Here is a 15,377-nt window from a genome sequence, read left to right as displayed (position 1 = left end):
GGCGTTCGAAACCCCGAGTTGAGCCCTATTATGCAGGTGGCACGTACCGAACAACAAATCGAGATCCCGACCAGCTGGTCTGCATTGCCTATGGGGGACTGGGTGGCGGCCGAGATCCAGGATCGGCTCGACAACTGGTGCCCCAATCTGTTTGGGTATCATCTGCTGAAAATTGGCGCCCTGAGCGCTGAACTCTCCTGCAAACGCTCCTCCATTCGTCACCAGATCGGGGTCGCCCGCGGCGGACGGCTGCTCGACATGTATGGCGATCCCCTCGATCTGCCGGTGCGGACCGGCAGCGTCGATGCCTGCCTGCTGGCTCACTGCCTCGATTTCTCCGCCGATCCCCACCAAGTGTTGCGCGAAGCCGAAAGAGTGTTGACCGACGATGGCTGGCTGATAATCAGTGGCTATAACCCCATGAGTCTGGTCGGGATCGGTCACTGTGTGCCGTTCTTGCGGCGCAGAATGCCCTGGTCGGCACGGATGTTCACCCCGGGGCGGGTGACGGACTGGCTGCATCTGCTGGGATGCGAGGTGATGTTCGACGAGCGCTTTGGTTATTCGTTTATGGGAAAACAGAGCTGGCACAGTTGGTGGCGAGAGAGTATCGGGCGGGATTATTGCAGGGCATTTGCATCGGTATACGTGATTGCGGCCCGTAAACGGCGCTTTCCATTGATCCCGGTGCGGCGGCGCTGGCAACTGCCAAAGTCCCTCGCCACACCGGGAATGGCCCGTCAGGGCTGGTAGCCGGTATCCTCGGCCAGATCCTTGCCGCAGGCGGCCTCTCTGGCCAGCTCGTCGCACCGTTCGTTCTCCGGGTGGCCGGAGTGACCCTTCACCCAGAGCCACTCAATCTGGTGGCGACCCACTTCCGCATCCAGCTCCTTCCAGAGATCGACGTTCTTGACCGGTTGGCGGTTGGCGGTCATCCACCCTTTCTTCTTCCAGCCGATGATCCACTGGGTGATCCCCTGGCGGACATACTGGCTGTCGGTAGTGAGGCGCACCTTGCACGGTTCGTTGAGGGTACGCAGCCCCATGATGGCGGCCATCAGCTCCATCCGGTTATTGGTGGTCAACTTGAATCCGGCGGAAATCTCTTTGCGGTGCTTGCCGTAGACCATCACGGCCCCGTAACCACCCGGGCCCGGATTGCCAAGGCAGGAGCCGTCGGTATAGACATCAATCTGTTTTAACATGAGCAATCAATCTGTTTTAACATGAGGCTTGGGGTAAACTAGCGAGTAAGTAAAGCCGAAGTTTGACATAGATTGGATCATGAACACACCCCAACTGAATCGCCAGATCATTCTGGATACTGAAACCACAGGTATGAATACGGCGGGCGGCCCTGTCTATCTGGGGCACCGCATTATCGAAATCGGCTGTGTGGAGGTGATCAACCGCAAGCTGACCGGTAACCACTATCACGTCTATATCAAGCCTGATCGTCTGGTCGACCCGGAAGCGATCCAGGTGCACGGTATCACCGACGAGTTTCTGCGTGACAAACCGTCGTTCAGCCAGATTGCCGACGAATTCCTCGACTTCATCCGCGGCGCCGAACTGATTGCTCACAACGCGCCGTTTGACGTGAGCTTCATGGACTACGAGTTCAGCAAGCTCGGACTCAACTTCAAGACGGCGGATATCTGCACCATCACAGATACCCTGGCGATGGCGCGGGATCTATTCCCCGGCAAGCGCAACAACCTGGATGTGCTGTGCGATCGTTACGGTATCGACAACTCCCACCGTACCCTGCACGGGGCTTTGCTCGATGCGGAGATCCTGGCTGACGTCTATCTGTTGATGACCGGCGGCCAGACCAAACTCAATCTGGCCACCGAAAGCAATGAAAACGAGAGCAATCAGGACACCAGCATTCGCAGGTTGGAGAGCAACCGACCCGCCCTCAAGGTGGTGCGTGCCAGTGCCGAGGTTCAGGCCCTGCACGAGGCGAGACTGGATCTGGTACAGAAGAAAGGAGGAAGTTGTCTGTGGCGGCAATGAGCAAGTGGTGTGCCGGTCTGCTGTTGTTGCTCTCGCTAGGGGCGACAGCGACCGAGGTATTTGCCCCTTCCGATATTCCGCTGCTGGATAACCGCTTTCGCATCGATTACGGCGTGAAGGGGATCACCTTCATCATCAAGCGCAAGCCGGGCACCCCGTCCGTGATCCTGGTTCGACCCGATGGCAGCAAGCTTTACGTGGGTAGGGTCAAACCCGCAGATGTGGGTTGGCTGGCGCTGCCGGAGCATGATCTCATTACCCTGCGCAATCCCATGCCGGGCCCCTGGCAGGCGATTGGCGAGGTGGATCCCGACAACCGGGTGCGCATTCTCTCCGATATCCGGCTCGATATCGCCGCCCTGCCGATGCAGCTCTATCAGGGGGAGGTGATCAAGCTCAAGGCGTGGTTGTTGATCAATGGTCAGCCGCCGAAAGATAAATACTATCTCTCTGACCTTGGCATGACCGTCAAGCTGCAATCGTTCAGCGATGCCGATAAGAAAGAGGTCGTGCTGGATCAAGTACTTGGCCACTATCGCGATGATGGCAAGGGGCTAGATGAGGTGCCAGGCGATGGCATCATGACGGCGGAAGTGACGCTGCAGGATATTCCCGGTGGCAAGTACCGCGCCATGTTCAGCACGGGCAATCAGGTGTTTGTCCGTGCCCGTTATCAGGATGTACTGCTTTACCCCTACCCGTTCAGCTATAACTTGTCGCCGCCTTCGGATGAGCTCGGTGCCAAGCTCTCACTGCTAATCGACCGTGATGAGCTGGATCCCGCTTCCGTGGTGGTCAAGGGGAGTGTGACCAGCAATGTGGGCGGCCTCTACGAGTTCAGCGAGATCGCCAGCGATCCCAAGCTTGATATCGATCTCTCCAACATCAAGGAGGTCGGTCAGCATGAGGTGAAAGCAACCCTCTATGGCACCACTCGCCTCGGGCGTGAGCTGAAAATCGAGTTGCCGGTGAAAACCTTCAATGTCTTCCCGCCACCGCCGCCTCCTGTAGAGGTGGTGTCGGCCGCCGCACCGGCCTCCAGTGCCGAGGCGACCCATGAAGCTCCGGCAGAGGAGGAAATGGGCTGGCTGATCTGGGCATTGGCAGGTGGTGGTGTGTTGCTGGCGGTATTGGGTGGGGTCGGGTTTGTGGTGATACAAAAACGGCGTGCCCTGAAGCGTGCTCTGGCCGCTGCGCAGGCCGAGAACCAGCAAGCCGGACAACCTGCCGCCAAGCTGGATCTCAATCTGCCAGAGCAGTAACCCTCGTACTTCTCGCTCTGAAGTGGCGCGATGCCAGATATAGAAAACCGCCCTGATAAGCAGGGCGGTTTTTTTGAGTTCATAAACAGAACAAGCTGGCTATCAGTGTTCGCCGATATAGACATCCTTGTTCTGCTCGCGGATCTCGAGGAACTTGTCCAGATTGGCCATCATCAGCTCGACCAGCTGGGGGTCGAAATGCTGCCCCTTCTCCTCTTCAATCAGGGCCAGCACCTTGTCCAGCGGCCACGCCTTCTTGTAGCAGCGATCCGAACCCAGGGCATCGAACACGTCAGCCAGCGCCACAATTCGCCCCTCCAGCGGAATATCCGTCCCTTTCAGACCGCGGGGATAGCCACTGCCATTCCACTTTTCATGGTGATTGCCAGCGATGGTGGCACCAATCTGAAACAGCGCCAGATCGCTGCCGGAGAGCATATCCTGCCCGAGCTGGGCGTGGGTTTTCATGATCTCCCACTCTTCCGGTGTCAGCTTGCCCGGCTTGTGCAAGATGGCATCGGGAATTCCCACCTTGCCAATGTCATGGAGCGGCGAGGCACGTTTCACCAGCTCGCTCTGCTCTTCGCTCATGCCCATCAGGTGGCAGAATTGTTCGGTATAGAGCGCGACCCGTTTGACGTGCAGTCCTGACTCTTTTGAACGGGTTTCGACCAGTTCGCCGATGCGATAGATGATCTCCCGCTGGTTGTCGGCGATCACCTCATTGAGTCGGATATTCTCCAGCGCCACTATGATGTTTTCGGTAAACAGGGTCAGCAGACTGGTATCGATCTGGCTGAGCTGGCGGGTGGTCTCGATGTGGAACAGCAGGTGGTGGCGCGGGTTCTGGCAGTAGAGCACCATCTGGGTGGCGTTATAGACATTGCTGCGCTTGCTCATAGCCTGGCGCAGGATCTCCGGCGCGTCCGTGAGGAGCATGGCGGGATGGCCGGGGAGCAGGGGCTCCAATACTTGATCCTTCACCTCATAGGCGTATTGCTTGACGTCGTATATCTGGGTTTCCCCCAGATGGAGCAGGGCGCTGAGCTGCTCCTGGGCGCCTTCGACAAACTGGCGCAGGGCCCGTTTCTCAAAGATCCCCTTGGAGGCTTCGATGACTTTTTCCAGCCCCTGACGGTTACTCTCCAGGGTGCGGATATCCCGATATGAGCGCAGGCTGGCCCGCAGCAAGGTGCGCAGCTTCTGGGAGGTGAGCTCGGTTTTATCCTTGTAGTCGTTGATGTCGTAGTTGGTGACCACGTCATCTTCCGGCGCCTGGCCGGGTTGGCCGGTACGCAACACGATGCGTACCATCTTGTTTTGCAGATCTTCACGGACGTATTTGACGACATCGAGGCCGGCGTGGTCGACCTCCATCACCACGTCCAGCAGCAACAGAGCAACGTCCGGGGTGGTGGCCAGCAACTCCTTGGCCTGTGCCGCGGAATAGGCATGCAGAAAATCGATGGGGCGATTGTCAAACTCGAATTTGTTCAAGGTGATTTTGGTGATGCGATGCACTTCAGGCTCATCGTCAACAATCATCACCTTCCAGCCCGCTTGCTGTGCGTCGGGGAGGGAGAGATCGTCATCATCAATAATCAGGATCTGGTCATCCATCATACAATCCTGTTTGGCATCCTGTGCTTACATTAACCGCTTCACTAAGGATAGGAAACTTATTGGGAAATAAAATTTGATCTCGAAAAACTATGGTCGAAATAAGCAAATGGAACCCTTTGTAACTGTGGCGTTGTCCGGCTGCTTTCTTTGCCCAATCATGGCGCTAGCGTGCATAAAGTCGATTTCTGGATTGGGGTGTGGACGCCAGTGGTTGGGGATGTTTGAATCCAGCTTGTAGCTATTAGACGAGAAACAATCTTATTTGATAGTGATTCCTATTTGCGTGTAGCATGGGCGACACACTCAACGAGGAGCCCCATCGTGTCCCCATCTCTGCCTCCCAATCGTCCCCGTCTGCTGACTGTCAAAGCCATCACCCAGATCACCCCCCATTTGCGTCGCATCACCTTTGGTGGCAGCGAGTTGGCTGACTATCCCTTTACCTGCGGTGGGGCCCATATCAAGGTGATGCTGGCCCAGCCCCATCAGGTAGAGCCGGTGCTGCCTGCCATGACCCCGAGCGGCCCGCGCTGGAGTGACCCGGCTGACAAGCCGGTGATCCGCACCTACACCATCCGCGCGTTTCGCCGTGATGAGCAGGAAATTGATATCGACTTCGTGCTGCACGGTGACGGCGGGCCCGCCAGCGCCTTTGCTACCCATGCCAAGCCGGGAGAGAAGGTAATCCTCTCCGGGCCGGGTGGTCCCAACCCCATGCTGCAACCGGCCGATCACTACTGTCTGGTAGGGGATCTCACCGCCTTGCCCGCCATCATGGCGATGTGTGAGGTGATGCCTACCGAGGCCAGAGGGGAAATTGCGATTCTGGTACCGGATCAGGCCGATGCTCAGCCGTTGACACTGCCGGTCGGGGTTCGCTGTCACTGGTTTGTCGGCGAGCCCGAGTCCAGCGGCCTGCTGGAGCATGTGATTGCTCTGCCGCTGGTGCGCGATGGTGGTTTCTTCTGGCTGGGTGGGGAAGAGGCGCTGGTGCTGCCGCTGCGCCGCCATTTTCGCTCCGTGCTCGAGGTGGATCGCCAGTCGCTCTACGCCGTGCCGTACTGGCGCCGGGGCAAGAGTGAAGAGGCCTATCACCAGACCCGTCACGATGTGATGGATAATTAAGCTGACGCGAAAGAATACCTGACTCATGCTTGCAAATAAAAATGATTTGCATTTAGTATTGCGCCGTCCGGGTATTCGTCCGGGCGGCGTTTTTATTTCCGTTGACACAAGAGCGCCCTGTTTTCACGTCGGTTTGGCTGCATGTTGTCAGACCCAACGCAAGGAGTCGTAAAGGGTGGTTAAGTACCAGACCCCTCTGTTCTGGCTGGCATTGTTCCTTCTCTGCACGCTGTTTTGCCTCTCGCTCGCCACCGGTGCGGGCGTCTATGGTGCCCGCGAGGTGCTCGGCTACCTGATGGGGGATGCCCGCTGGGCTGGCGACCAGAAGCTCGCCATGGTGCTCAATACCTTGCGACTGCCGCGCACCCTCTGCGCCATGGTGGTCGGCGCCTCTTTATCTCTGGCTGCCTCCTTGTTGCAGAGTGCGACCCGCAACCCGCTGGCGGAGCCCGGCCTGCTCGGGGTCAACGCCGGGGCCGTCTTTGCGCTGGTGGTGGGGCTCACCTGGTTTGGGGTGGAGTCCGCCTACGGCTATCTGCTCTGGGCAGGACTCGGCGCGCTGCTTGGTAACGTTATTGTGCTGGGACTCGGCATGATGATTGGCCGCTCCAATCCGCTGAAACTCATTCTGGTTGGGGTGGCGCTCTCCGCCACCTTCGGCGGTCTCTCCAGCTTTTTGCTGCTCTCCAACAAGATGGTGCTGGAGCAGTACCGCTTCTGGAACCTCGGCTCCCTGTCGGCGGCCAATCTCGATGCCATCATTGCCGTACTGCCCTTCGTGCTGGCGGCGTTTGTCATCACCTTGCTGCTCTGTCGCCAGCTGACCCTGATGCAGATGGGGGACAGTCAGGCCCAGGCGCTCGGGATCCGCCCTAACCGGGTGCGAATTGGCGTGCTGCTGGCCGCCACCCTGTTTACCGCCAGTGCCATCGCCATCGCCGGCCCCATCGGCTTTGTCGGTTTTCTGGCCGCCTACTGTGGCCGACTGGTGGAGCCTGTGAAGCTGTCGGTGCAGGTCTGTTTCTCCGCCCTGTTCGGCATGCTGTTTCTGCTGTTGGCCGACATTCTGGCGCGCTGGCTGATCCAGCCGTTCGAGCTGCCCAACGGCGTCATTCTGGCCCTGATCGGTGCACCTGTGCTGATCGCCATCGTTCACCGCGGGGGCTTTCGTACCCTGCTGACCGTCAAGTGAGGGGCTGATGCGTACACCTACCGATATGCTCTGCCTGCGGGCCGGCAACCGCTCTTTGCTGCTCCATCTGCCGAGCTGGCGCTGGCTGGCTCTGCTGGCCATGGCGCTGCTAGCGTTGGGTCTGCTGGCCCTGAGCGTTGGCGGCGGCAAGCTCGGCTTTGCCGGGGTGGTCAACACTCTGCTGGGGGAGGGGACGCGGCTTGAGCAGCTCACCCTGTTCAAGATCCGGCTGCCGCGCATCCTTGGGGTGGTGGTGGCGGGGGCGGCCATGGGGCTCTCCGGCTGTCTGGTACAAACTCTGGTGCGCAACCGGCTGGCTACTCCCGACATGGTGGGGGTCAACAACGGCGCCTCTCTGGCCATCATCGTCTTCTCCCTCTACCTGACCGTGGGCAGCTGGCCCTGGTGGGCTGCCCCAATCGGTGCCATCTTCGCGGCGCTGGTGCTCTATGCCCTCTGCCGCAAACCGGGTGAGCAGGGCTATCTGTTCGTGGTGATCGGCATCGGCCTCTCCGAGCTGTTCGAGGCGCTCGGCCAGTTTGTGATGTCCACTCAGGCCCTGCTGCACCTGAGCTCTCTCTATCTGTGGAACATGGGCAGCTTTATCGCCGTGGGTTACAGCACCATCACCCCCATCGCCATCCTGTTGCTGCTGCTCTGCCCGTGGATCGTCTATCTCTCCCGCTCGCTGGCGGTGCTGCGCTTTGGCCCCGAGATGGCCAGAGGGCTTGGCGTCAACGGCGATCGGGTGCAACTGGGCATTCTGGCGCAGGCCATTCTGGTGGCGGCGCTCGGCACCGCCATCGGCGGGCCCGTGGTCTTTATCGCCATGGCGGCCCCCATTCTTGCCTCCTGGCTGGTGAAAGACCGGGTGGTGCCGCTCTGGCTGGCGGCGCTTAGCGGCGCCCTGCTGCTGCTTGCCAGCGATACCCTGGTCCGGGTGCTGGCCAGCCCCCACGAGGTGGCGACCGGCATCATGACCCGCATTCTCGGCGGCTTGTTGCTGCTGTTTCTTCTCGTTAACGATCGCCAGAGGGCTGACTGATGACGCTCACCGTAAATCGCCTCCATTTCGCCTATCAGCAGACCCCCATTTTGCGGGACATCTCTTTCAGCGTGCCGAGGGGCAAGCTGGTGGGGATCGTCGGCCCCAACGGCTGCGGCAAATCGACCCTGCTCAAGCTGCTATCCGGCCAGATGAAAGCCCAACGCGGCGAGATCCTGCTCAAAGGCAAGCCGCTCGCCAGCTACCCCATGAAGGGGTTGGCGCGGGAGCTCGCCTATCTGCCCCAGCGGCCGACCCTGCCTGCCGGCATTCTGGTGGAGCAGTTGGTGCAGTATGGCCGCCACCCTCATCAGGGCTGGTTCAATCAGTGGGGTGAGGAGGATGCCCGTATGGTGCGTATTGCCTGCGAGCGGATGCAGCTTGAAAGTATCTGGCAGCAGAGCGCAGCGTCCCTCTCCGGCGGGCAGGCACAGCGTGCGTGGCTGGCGATGATCCTGGCGCAGGACAGCGACATGGTGCTGCTCGACGAGCCCACCAGTGCCCTCGATATCGGTCACCAGACCGAGGTGATGGAGGCGATCCATCGCATCACCGCCGAGGGCAAAACCGTGCTGCTGGTGATCCACGATCTGGCGATGGCGGCCCGCTACTGTGACGAGCTGATCGCCATCGGCGAGGGGACCATTGCCGCCATGGGCCCGGCCCGGGAGGTGGTGACCAAGGATCTAATCGACCGGCTCTACCAGACCAGTGTCGACATTCTGCATGCCCCCGGCGATGGGGCGCCCATTATAGTGCCCCGTCGTCACGAACATGGCCGTTCCCTGCGTTCGGTGAATTGAGTCATATGGGCCTGCTCTGTGGGCCCACCGAGTGTATTCACGCGGCCGATTATCCGGGCCGTGCAACGAGAAGGAGTGAGATGATGAAGCGTTTTGCCGCCCTGGCAGCAGCCATCCTGATGCTGGCCGCGCCGCTGGTTCAGGCGCAGGAGATGCGTGAAGTGACCGATGCGTTTGGCCAGAAGGTGCAGGTGCCAGTCCAGCCAACGCGGGTGGTGGTGCTGAGCGAGCTCGAACTCGACAGCACCCTGACCCTGGGGCTGACCCCCATCGGCGCCGTCAATGGCCGTGGTCAACCCACTTTGCCTCGCTATTTGCTGAACAAGGCGGGCATGGGGATCCAGGTGATCGGCGATCTCGACAGCCCCAATCTGGAGTCGCTGATTGCGCTGGAGCCCGACCTTATCCTGATAGGTCAGACCCGTCCCGAGCTGCTGACCTTGCTGGGGGAGATCGCGCCGACCGTGGTGACCAGCAAGTGGGGTGAGCCGTGGCAGGATAGCTTCCGCCGCACCGCCCACACCCTCAACCGCGACCAGCAAGGGGATACTTTCTTGCTGCAGTATGCCGAGCGGCTGACTCAGGCTCGCAGCAAGCTGGCCAAGCATCAGGGGGAGAGCATCAGCATAGTGCGCTGGAACCCCAAGGGGCCGAGCTTTATGTATCAGGGCACCTTTGCCAGCAGCGTAGTGGAGTCGATGGGGCTGGTGCGTCCGAGCAAGCAGCAGGGGACTGGCGCGCCCCACTCACCGGCGCTCAGTCTGGAGTCCCTCAACCTGCTGGATGCTGACTGGCTGGTGGTCGGCACTCTGAGCGCCAGCGGTGATGCGGTGGATGCCATGCGTCAGGCGGAGCAGACCCCGGCGTTCCAGCAGCTGCCGGTGATCAAGGCCAAGCGCTTTGGCGCAGTGGACGGGTCGCTCTGGACCTCCAGCGGCGGCCCGCAGGCGGCCCTCAAGGTGATCGAGGATGTGGAGCAGTTGCTGGCAACCCGCAGCTGAGTGCTATCGCGCGCCAGAGGTTGACCACACGAACAGGTTGATCAAAAGAAGAGGGAGGCTGATGCCTCCCTCTTGCGTTGTCACTGTCTATCGTGACCTCTTCGGCGAGCCAGAGCCGTTTATTGCGGCTGGATGGCTGTCACTGTGAGCTTGCCGCTCTGGCTTTCGGCATGAAAGTGGATGGCATCCCCCATCTTCAGCCCCTTGAGCTGGGCCGGATCTGCCACTCGAAAGACCATGGTCATGGCGGGCATCTTGAGATTCTCGATCGCCTCGTGCTTGATGCCGACCTTGCCGCGCCCCTCATCGAGGCGGGTAATGACCCCCTTGGTCATCACCATTGCGGCCTGTTCGCTCATCTCACCCGTCTGACTCATATCGTGCCCTTCATGGTGCATCATCTCTTCGGCTTGCAGGTTGGTGTGGGTGGCAAGGCCAAGCAGCAGGGTCAGGGTCAGCGTCTTGTAGTTCATGGTGTTTCCTCGTCGTTGATTCAGATTCTTGGTTGTCAAAAAGGGCGCAGCCACCGGGTTAGCCGGCGGGTTGGTGCTCGGTCGCGCCCAGGTGCCGGCTGCGCCACAGGTAGTAGGCGGCGGGCAGCACCAAGAGGGTCAGCACCAGCGCGCTCACCATGCCGCCGATCATGGGGGCGGCGATGCGCTGCATCACCTCGGATCCGGTGCCGTGGCTCCACATGATGGGCAAGAGGCCAGCGATGATGGTGACCACCGTCATCATCTTGGGGCGTAGGCGCAGGGCGGCGCCGTGGATCACCGCCCGGTGCAGACCCGCCTTGTCCGGCTTGCCACTGGCCACCAGGTCATCCCAGGCATGGTTGAGGTAGACCAGCATCAAGACGCCGGTCTCTACCGCCACCCCCGCCAGAGCGATAAAGCCCACCCCGACCGCCACCGAGAGGTTGAAGTCGAGCAGCCAGAGGGTCCAGATCCCCCCCACCACCGCCAGCGGCAAGGTGGTGAGAATGAGCAGCACCTCCTGAACGCGGCGAAACGCCAGATAGAGCAGCAGCACGATAATGGCGACCGTCAGCGGCACCACGTAGGCGAGGCGCGCCTTGGCCCGTTCCATGTACTCGTATTGGCCAGACCAGGTGAGGGCGTAGCCCGCCGGCAGCACCAGCTGCTTGCCCACCTCGGCTTTGGCCTCATCGACGAAGGAGCCGATATCGCGGCCGCGAATATCGACGTAGACCCAGCCGTTGAGCCGCGCGTTTTCACTGCGCAGCATGGGGGCTTCATCGCTGATGTAGACCCGGGCTACATCCGCCAGCGCGATGCGAGCGCCACTTGGAGTGACCACCGGCAGCAGCTCCAAGCTGGCTACAGAATCGCGATAGCTCTGGGGGTAGCGCAGGTTGATGGGATAGCGTTCGCGCCCCTCGATGGTTTGGCCAACCTCCATGCCGCCCACTGCGGTGGCGAGCACCGCCTGTACATCGGCGATGTTGAGGCCATAGCGGGCCGCTTTGAGCCGGTCGATATCCACCTTGACGTAGCGGCCACCCGCCACCCGCTCGGCGTAGACCGATGAGGCGCCCTCCACCTTGCCAACGATCTGTTCGAGCTGTTGGCCGAGTTGCTGGATCACCTTGAGATCCGGCCCCGCTATCTTGATGCCGACCGGGGTCTTGATACCGGTGGCAAGCATGTCGATGCGGGTCTTGATGGGGGGCACCCAGGCGTTGGTGAGGCCGGGGAAGCGGATGAGGGAGTCGAGCTCCTCTTTGAGCTTCTCCGGGGTCATGCCGGGGCGCCACTGATCCCGGGGCTTGAGCTGGATGCTGGTCTCCATCATCACCAGATCGGCGGGGTCGGTGGCCGATTCGGCGCGCCCCGCCTTGCCGAACACGTTCTGCACCTCGGGCACGGTACGAATCAGCTTGTCGGTCTGCTGCAAAATCTCCCGTGCCTTGCCCACCGAGATATTGGCTGCGGTGGTGGGCATATACATGATGTCCCCCTCATCGAGCGGCGGAATGAACTCGGAACCCAGATACTTGAGCGGCCAGAAGCCCGCCACCGTCACCACGGCGGCGATGGCCAGAGTGGTTTTCGGACGGGCCAGTACGGCCTTGAGCAGTGGCACATAGCCCTGGCTCAGCCAGCGGTTGAGCGGGTTGGCCTGCTCCGCCAGCACCTTGCCACGGATGAAGTAGCCCATGATCACCGGCACCAGCGTGATGGCGAGCGCGGCGGCGGCGGCCATGGCGTAGGTCTTGGTGAAGGCGAGGGGGTGGAACATCCGCCCCTCCTGCGCCTCCAGCGCAAATACCGGCAGAAAGCTGATGGTGATGATGAGCAGGGAGAAGAAGATGGCGGGCCCCACCTCTATGCTCGCCTCGGTGATGATGCGCCAGCGGTTCTTGTCGGTGAGCGCTTCCCGCTCCATGTGTTTGTGGACGTTCTCGATCATCACGATGGCGCCATCCACCATGGCGCCGATGGCGATGGCGATGCCCCCGAGCGACATGATGTTGGCGTTGATCCCCTGCAGGTGCATGACGATAAAGGCCACCAGAATGGCGATGGGCAGGGTGATGACCACCACCAGTGACGAGCGCAGGTGGAACAGGAAGGCGAGGCAGACCAGCACCACCACGGCGAACTCCTCCAGCAGCTTGCCGGAGAGGTTGTCGATGGCGCGCTGGATAAGGTCGGATCGGTCGTAGACGGTGACGATCTCTACTCCTTCCGGCAGGCTACTCTTGAGCTCCGCCAGCCGTGCCTTGACTCCGTCTATGGTGTGCTGGGCATTCTCGCCGTAGCGCATGACGATAATGCCGCCCACTACTTCCCCTTCGCCGTTGAGCTCGGCAATGCCGCGCCGCATCTGGGGACCGGTGACAACATCTGCCACATCCCCCAGCAGCAGCGGGGCGCCGCGTACCGTGGTGCCGAGCGGGATCTGCTTCAGATCCTCGACGCTTTTCAGATAGCCATTGGAGCGCACCATATACTCCGCTTCCGCCATCTCGATGACGGAGGCGCCGGTCTCTTGGTTGCCCTGCTTGATGGCGGTCTCGATAAGGGAGAGCGGGATGCCGTAGGCGCGCAGCTTGTCCGGATCGACCCGCACCTGATACTGGCGCACCATGCCACCGACTGTAGCGACCTCGGAGACCCCCTCAACCATCTGCAACTCGTACTTGAGGAACCAGTTCTGCAGCGAGGTGAGCTGACTGAGGTCGTGCTTGCCGGTTTTGTCTACCAGCGCGTACTGGTAGACCCAGCCCACCCCGGTGGCATCGGGGCCGAGCTGGGGGCGGGCGGAGGCGGGCAGATTGGGCGCAACCTGGCTCAAATACTCCAGCACCCGGGCACGGGCCCAGTAGAGGTCGGTGTTGTCGTCAAACAGCACATAGACGAAGGAGTCGCCGAAGAAGGAGTAGCCACGCACCGTGGTGGCCCCCGGCACCGCCAGCATGGCGGTGGTGAGCGGGTAGGTGACCTGATCCTCCACCACCTGGGGCGCTTGGCCCGGATAGGAGGTCTTGATGATCACCTGCACATCGGAGAGATCCGGCAGGGCATCCACCGGGGTTTGCTTGACCGACCAGAGCCCCCAGGCGGTGAGCATGAGGGTCAGCAGCAGCACCAGAAAGCGGTTGCCGATGGACCAGCGAATAATCGACGGGATCATGACTTCTTCTCCATCTCGGGCATCGCCATCTGATGCTGGCTATGGTCCATGCCTTCCATCTTCTCCATCTCATCCGTTCCACGCTTGGCGTCGCCGTCAGTAGCGGGTGCTTTCTCCTGATGGATGGTGGTGATGCGGTACTCATCTCCCTCCTGTATCACCTGCAGATGGAGGGTCTGCCCCTCGACCAGCTTGCTGATATCGACCCCGTCGGCGACGGTGAACTCCATCTCCATGGCGGGCCACTGCCACTCGGGGATGGGCTGGTGGGAGACCATCAGGGTACGTTTGGCCAGATCGATGCTTTCAACCTCGCCCTGGGTCCACACCTGGGCGGGGCGCACCGCCGTCATGCGCTGGAAGTCCGAATCGATGGCCGACTCGGAGTCGAGCAGGAACTGGGCCGAGCTGACGATGTTATCCCCAGCCTCTACCCCTGCCTTGATGGCAACCTTGTCGCCAAACTGGGGGCCGAGAGTGACGGCGACCGACTTGAAGTTGCCATCCCCCAACGCCAGCACCAGCCGATCCTGACTGCCGGTGCGGATCACCGCTTCGCTCGGCACCACCAATTGCGGCTCTCCCTGCCCGGTGCGAATGCTCACCTTGGCAAACATATTGGGTTTCAAAAACTCGTCCGGGTTGTCAAAGCGCAGTCGCACCTTGAGGGTGCGGGTAGCTGCGTCCAGGGTCGGATAGAGGTAATCCACCTTACCTTGCCAACTGCGACCGGGGGCATAGTCGAGAGTCATGGTGACCGGATCCCCCACTTTCAGCTGGGCGGCTTGACGCTCGAACACCTCGGCACTGACCCACACCTGCTTGAGGGTGCTGATGTTAAACAGCGCCGCAGCGGGCTCAACATACTGGCCCTCGCGCACCTTGAGCTCGGAGACATAACCGCTGCTGGGGGCGTAAATGCTGATGGTGTCGCGCACCTGACGGGTGCGCTTGAGGGCTGAGATTTGATCTGCCGGTACCTGCAGGGACTTGAGCTTGCCCTCGGCAGCGCGCAGCAGCAGTGGGTTGGCGGTGTTGAGAGCGAGCAGGTATTCGTGCTGGGCGTTGACCAGATCCGGCGCGTAGAGCTCGTAAATAAGGCTCCCCTTGCTCACCTGCTGCCCCTCGCTCTTGATGGCGAGGGTGCGGATCCAGCCCGCCATGCGGGCGTTGACTGCCTCCAGCCTGTCCTCGTCATACCCGACATAGCCCACCGTCTCGATCTGTTGGTGGATAGGCAGCTTCTCCACCTTAGCCAGCCGCACCCCCAGGTTCTGCTGGATCTCGGGGCTGATGGTGACTGTGCCGGGTGAGCCGTTTTTTTGTTCCTCATAGACGGGGATAAAGTCCATCCCCATGTTGTCCTTGGCCGGGCCGTCGCGCTTGTCGCGGGGATCCATGGGGTTGACCCAATAGAGCGGCGTCTTCTCTTTGGCGCTGGCGCCATCGGAGGTCTGTTTGGCGGCCCAGTAGCCGCCACCGGCGCCAAGGACGAGCAGCAGGGCCGACATCAGGACGGTCTTGTTCATGACTGGCCTCCGGCGCGGATCTGCATGCAGAAAGTGCAGGAGGGTAATGCGCCCGCAAAGGCAGCAACCTTGGACGGTGAAAAGTGGGCTGGTGACATAATACGTCTTCTCTTTTGCA

General features: G+C 60.9%; 13 protein-coding genes. 8 read left to right on the top strand and 5 right to left on the bottom strand.

Annotation, left to right across the window (positions count from 1 at the left end):
• Window positions 1-30 precede the first annotated feature (30 nt).
• Window positions 31-753, top strand: a complete 723-nt coding sequence (locus I6L46_RS09860) for a methyltransferase domain-containing protein (protein WP_180342916.1) — start codon at window positions 31-33, stop codon at window positions 751-753.
• Here I6L46_RS09860 and rnhA read toward each other — a convergent pair.
• Complete coding sequence (rnhA, locus tag I6L46_RS09855; RefSeq protein ID WP_005353268.1) at window positions 741-1,205, bottom strand: ribonuclease HI; 465 nt, start codon at window positions 1,203-1,205, stop codon at window positions 741-743. The two genes, I6L46_RS09860 and rnhA, sit on opposite strands and share 13 nt — an antisense overlap.
• A gap of 79 nt (window positions 1,206-1,284) precedes the next feature.
• Between rnhA and dnaQ the strand changes: the two genes are divergently transcribed.
• Complete coding sequence (gene dnaQ, locus I6L46_RS09850; RefSeq protein ID WP_058055867.1) at window positions 1,285-2,019, top strand: DNA polymerase III subunit epsilon; 735 nt, start codon at window positions 1,285-1,287, stop codon at window positions 2,017-2,019.
• Window positions 2,016-3,281: a TIGR03503 family protein gene (locus I6L46_RS09845; RefSeq protein ID WP_216978039.1), complete on the top strand. Its 1,266-nt coding sequence runs from the start codon at window positions 2,016-2,018 to the stop codon at window positions 3,279-3,281. Before dnaQ ends, I6L46_RS09845 begins: the two co-directional genes overlap by 4 nt.
• A 102-nt stretch (window positions 3,282-3,383) precedes the next feature.
• On the opposite strand, the gene I6L46_RS09840 is transcribed toward I6L46_RS09845, so the two are convergent.
• Window positions 3,384-4,901, bottom strand: coding sequence for an HD domain-containing phosphohydrolase (locus I6L46_RS09840; RefSeq protein WP_019446605.1), 1,518 nt, complete (start codon window positions 4,899-4,901; stop codon window positions 3,384-3,386).
• 324 nt (window positions 4,902-5,225) lie between these two features.
• Between I6L46_RS09840 and I6L46_RS09835 the strand changes: the two genes are divergently transcribed.
• The 5 genes from I6L46_RS09835 (at window position 5,226) to I6L46_RS09815 (ending at window position 10,070) form a co-directional block, all read left to right on the top strand.
• Window positions 5,226-6,029, top strand: a complete 804-nt coding sequence (locus tag I6L46_RS09835; protein WP_216977986.1) for a siderophore-interacting protein — start codon at window positions 5,226-5,228, stop codon at window positions 6,027-6,029.
• A gap of 175 nt (window positions 6,030-6,204) precedes the next feature.
• The gene (locus tag I6L46_RS09830) at window positions 6,205-7,221 is read left to right on the top strand and encodes an iron ABC transporter permease (RefSeq protein WP_216977985.1); all 1,017 of its coding nucleotides are present in this window, start codon (window positions 6,205-6,207) and stop codon (window positions 7,219-7,221) included.
• A 7-nt stretch (window positions 7,222-7,228) separates the two neighbouring features.
• Window positions 7,229-8,266 (top strand): iron chelate uptake ABC transporter family permease subunit, encoded by a 1,038-nt coding sequence (locus I6L46_RS09825; RefSeq protein WP_216977984.1) that lies wholly within the window; start codon window positions 7,229-7,231, stop codon window positions 8,264-8,266.
• Window positions 8,266-9,069, top strand: coding sequence for an ABC transporter ATP-binding protein (locus I6L46_RS09820; protein WP_216977983.1), 804 nt, complete (start codon window positions 8,266-8,268; stop codon window positions 9,067-9,069). Before I6L46_RS09825 ends, I6L46_RS09820 begins: the two co-directional genes overlap by 1 nt.
• Before the next feature lie 83 nt (window positions 9,070-9,152).
• Entirely contained in the window at window positions 9,153-10,070 is a 918-nt protein-coding gene (locus I6L46_RS09815; protein WP_150996980.1) for an iron-siderophore ABC transporter substrate-binding protein, read from the top strand.
• A 119-nt stretch (window positions 10,071-10,189) separates the two neighbouring features.
• On the opposite strand, the gene I6L46_RS09810 is transcribed toward I6L46_RS09815, so the two are convergent.
• Genes I6L46_RS09810 through I6L46_RS09800 form a run of 3 tightly spaced genes read right to left on the bottom strand, consistent with a single transcriptional unit; the run spans window position 10,190 to window position 15,259 of the window.
• Window positions 10,190-10,543: a copper-binding protein gene (locus tag I6L46_RS09810; RefSeq protein ID WP_191966314.1), complete on the bottom strand. Its 354-nt coding sequence runs from the start codon at window positions 10,541-10,543 to the stop codon at window positions 10,190-10,192.
• A 58-nt stretch (window positions 10,544-10,601) separates the two neighbouring features.
• Entirely contained in the window at window positions 10,602-13,730 is a 3,129-nt protein-coding gene (locus I6L46_RS09805) for an efflux RND transporter permease subunit (protein ID WP_216977982.1), read from the bottom strand.
• Entirely contained in the window at window positions 13,727-15,259 is a 1,533-nt protein-coding gene (locus tag I6L46_RS09800) for an efflux RND transporter periplasmic adaptor subunit (RefSeq protein WP_216977981.1), read from the bottom strand. Before I6L46_RS09800 ends, I6L46_RS09805 begins: the two co-directional genes overlap by 4 nt.
• Window positions 15,260-15,377 lie beyond the last annotated feature (118 nt).

This window comes from Aeromonas sp. FDAARGOS 1416 (assembly GCF_019048085.1).
GTDB lineage: Bacteria > Pseudomonadota > Gammaproteobacteria > Enterobacterales > Aeromonadaceae > Aeromonas > Aeromonas veronii.
Note: the sequence above shows the minus strand (reverse complement) of the source record. Positions and strands in the feature narration are given on the sequence as shown.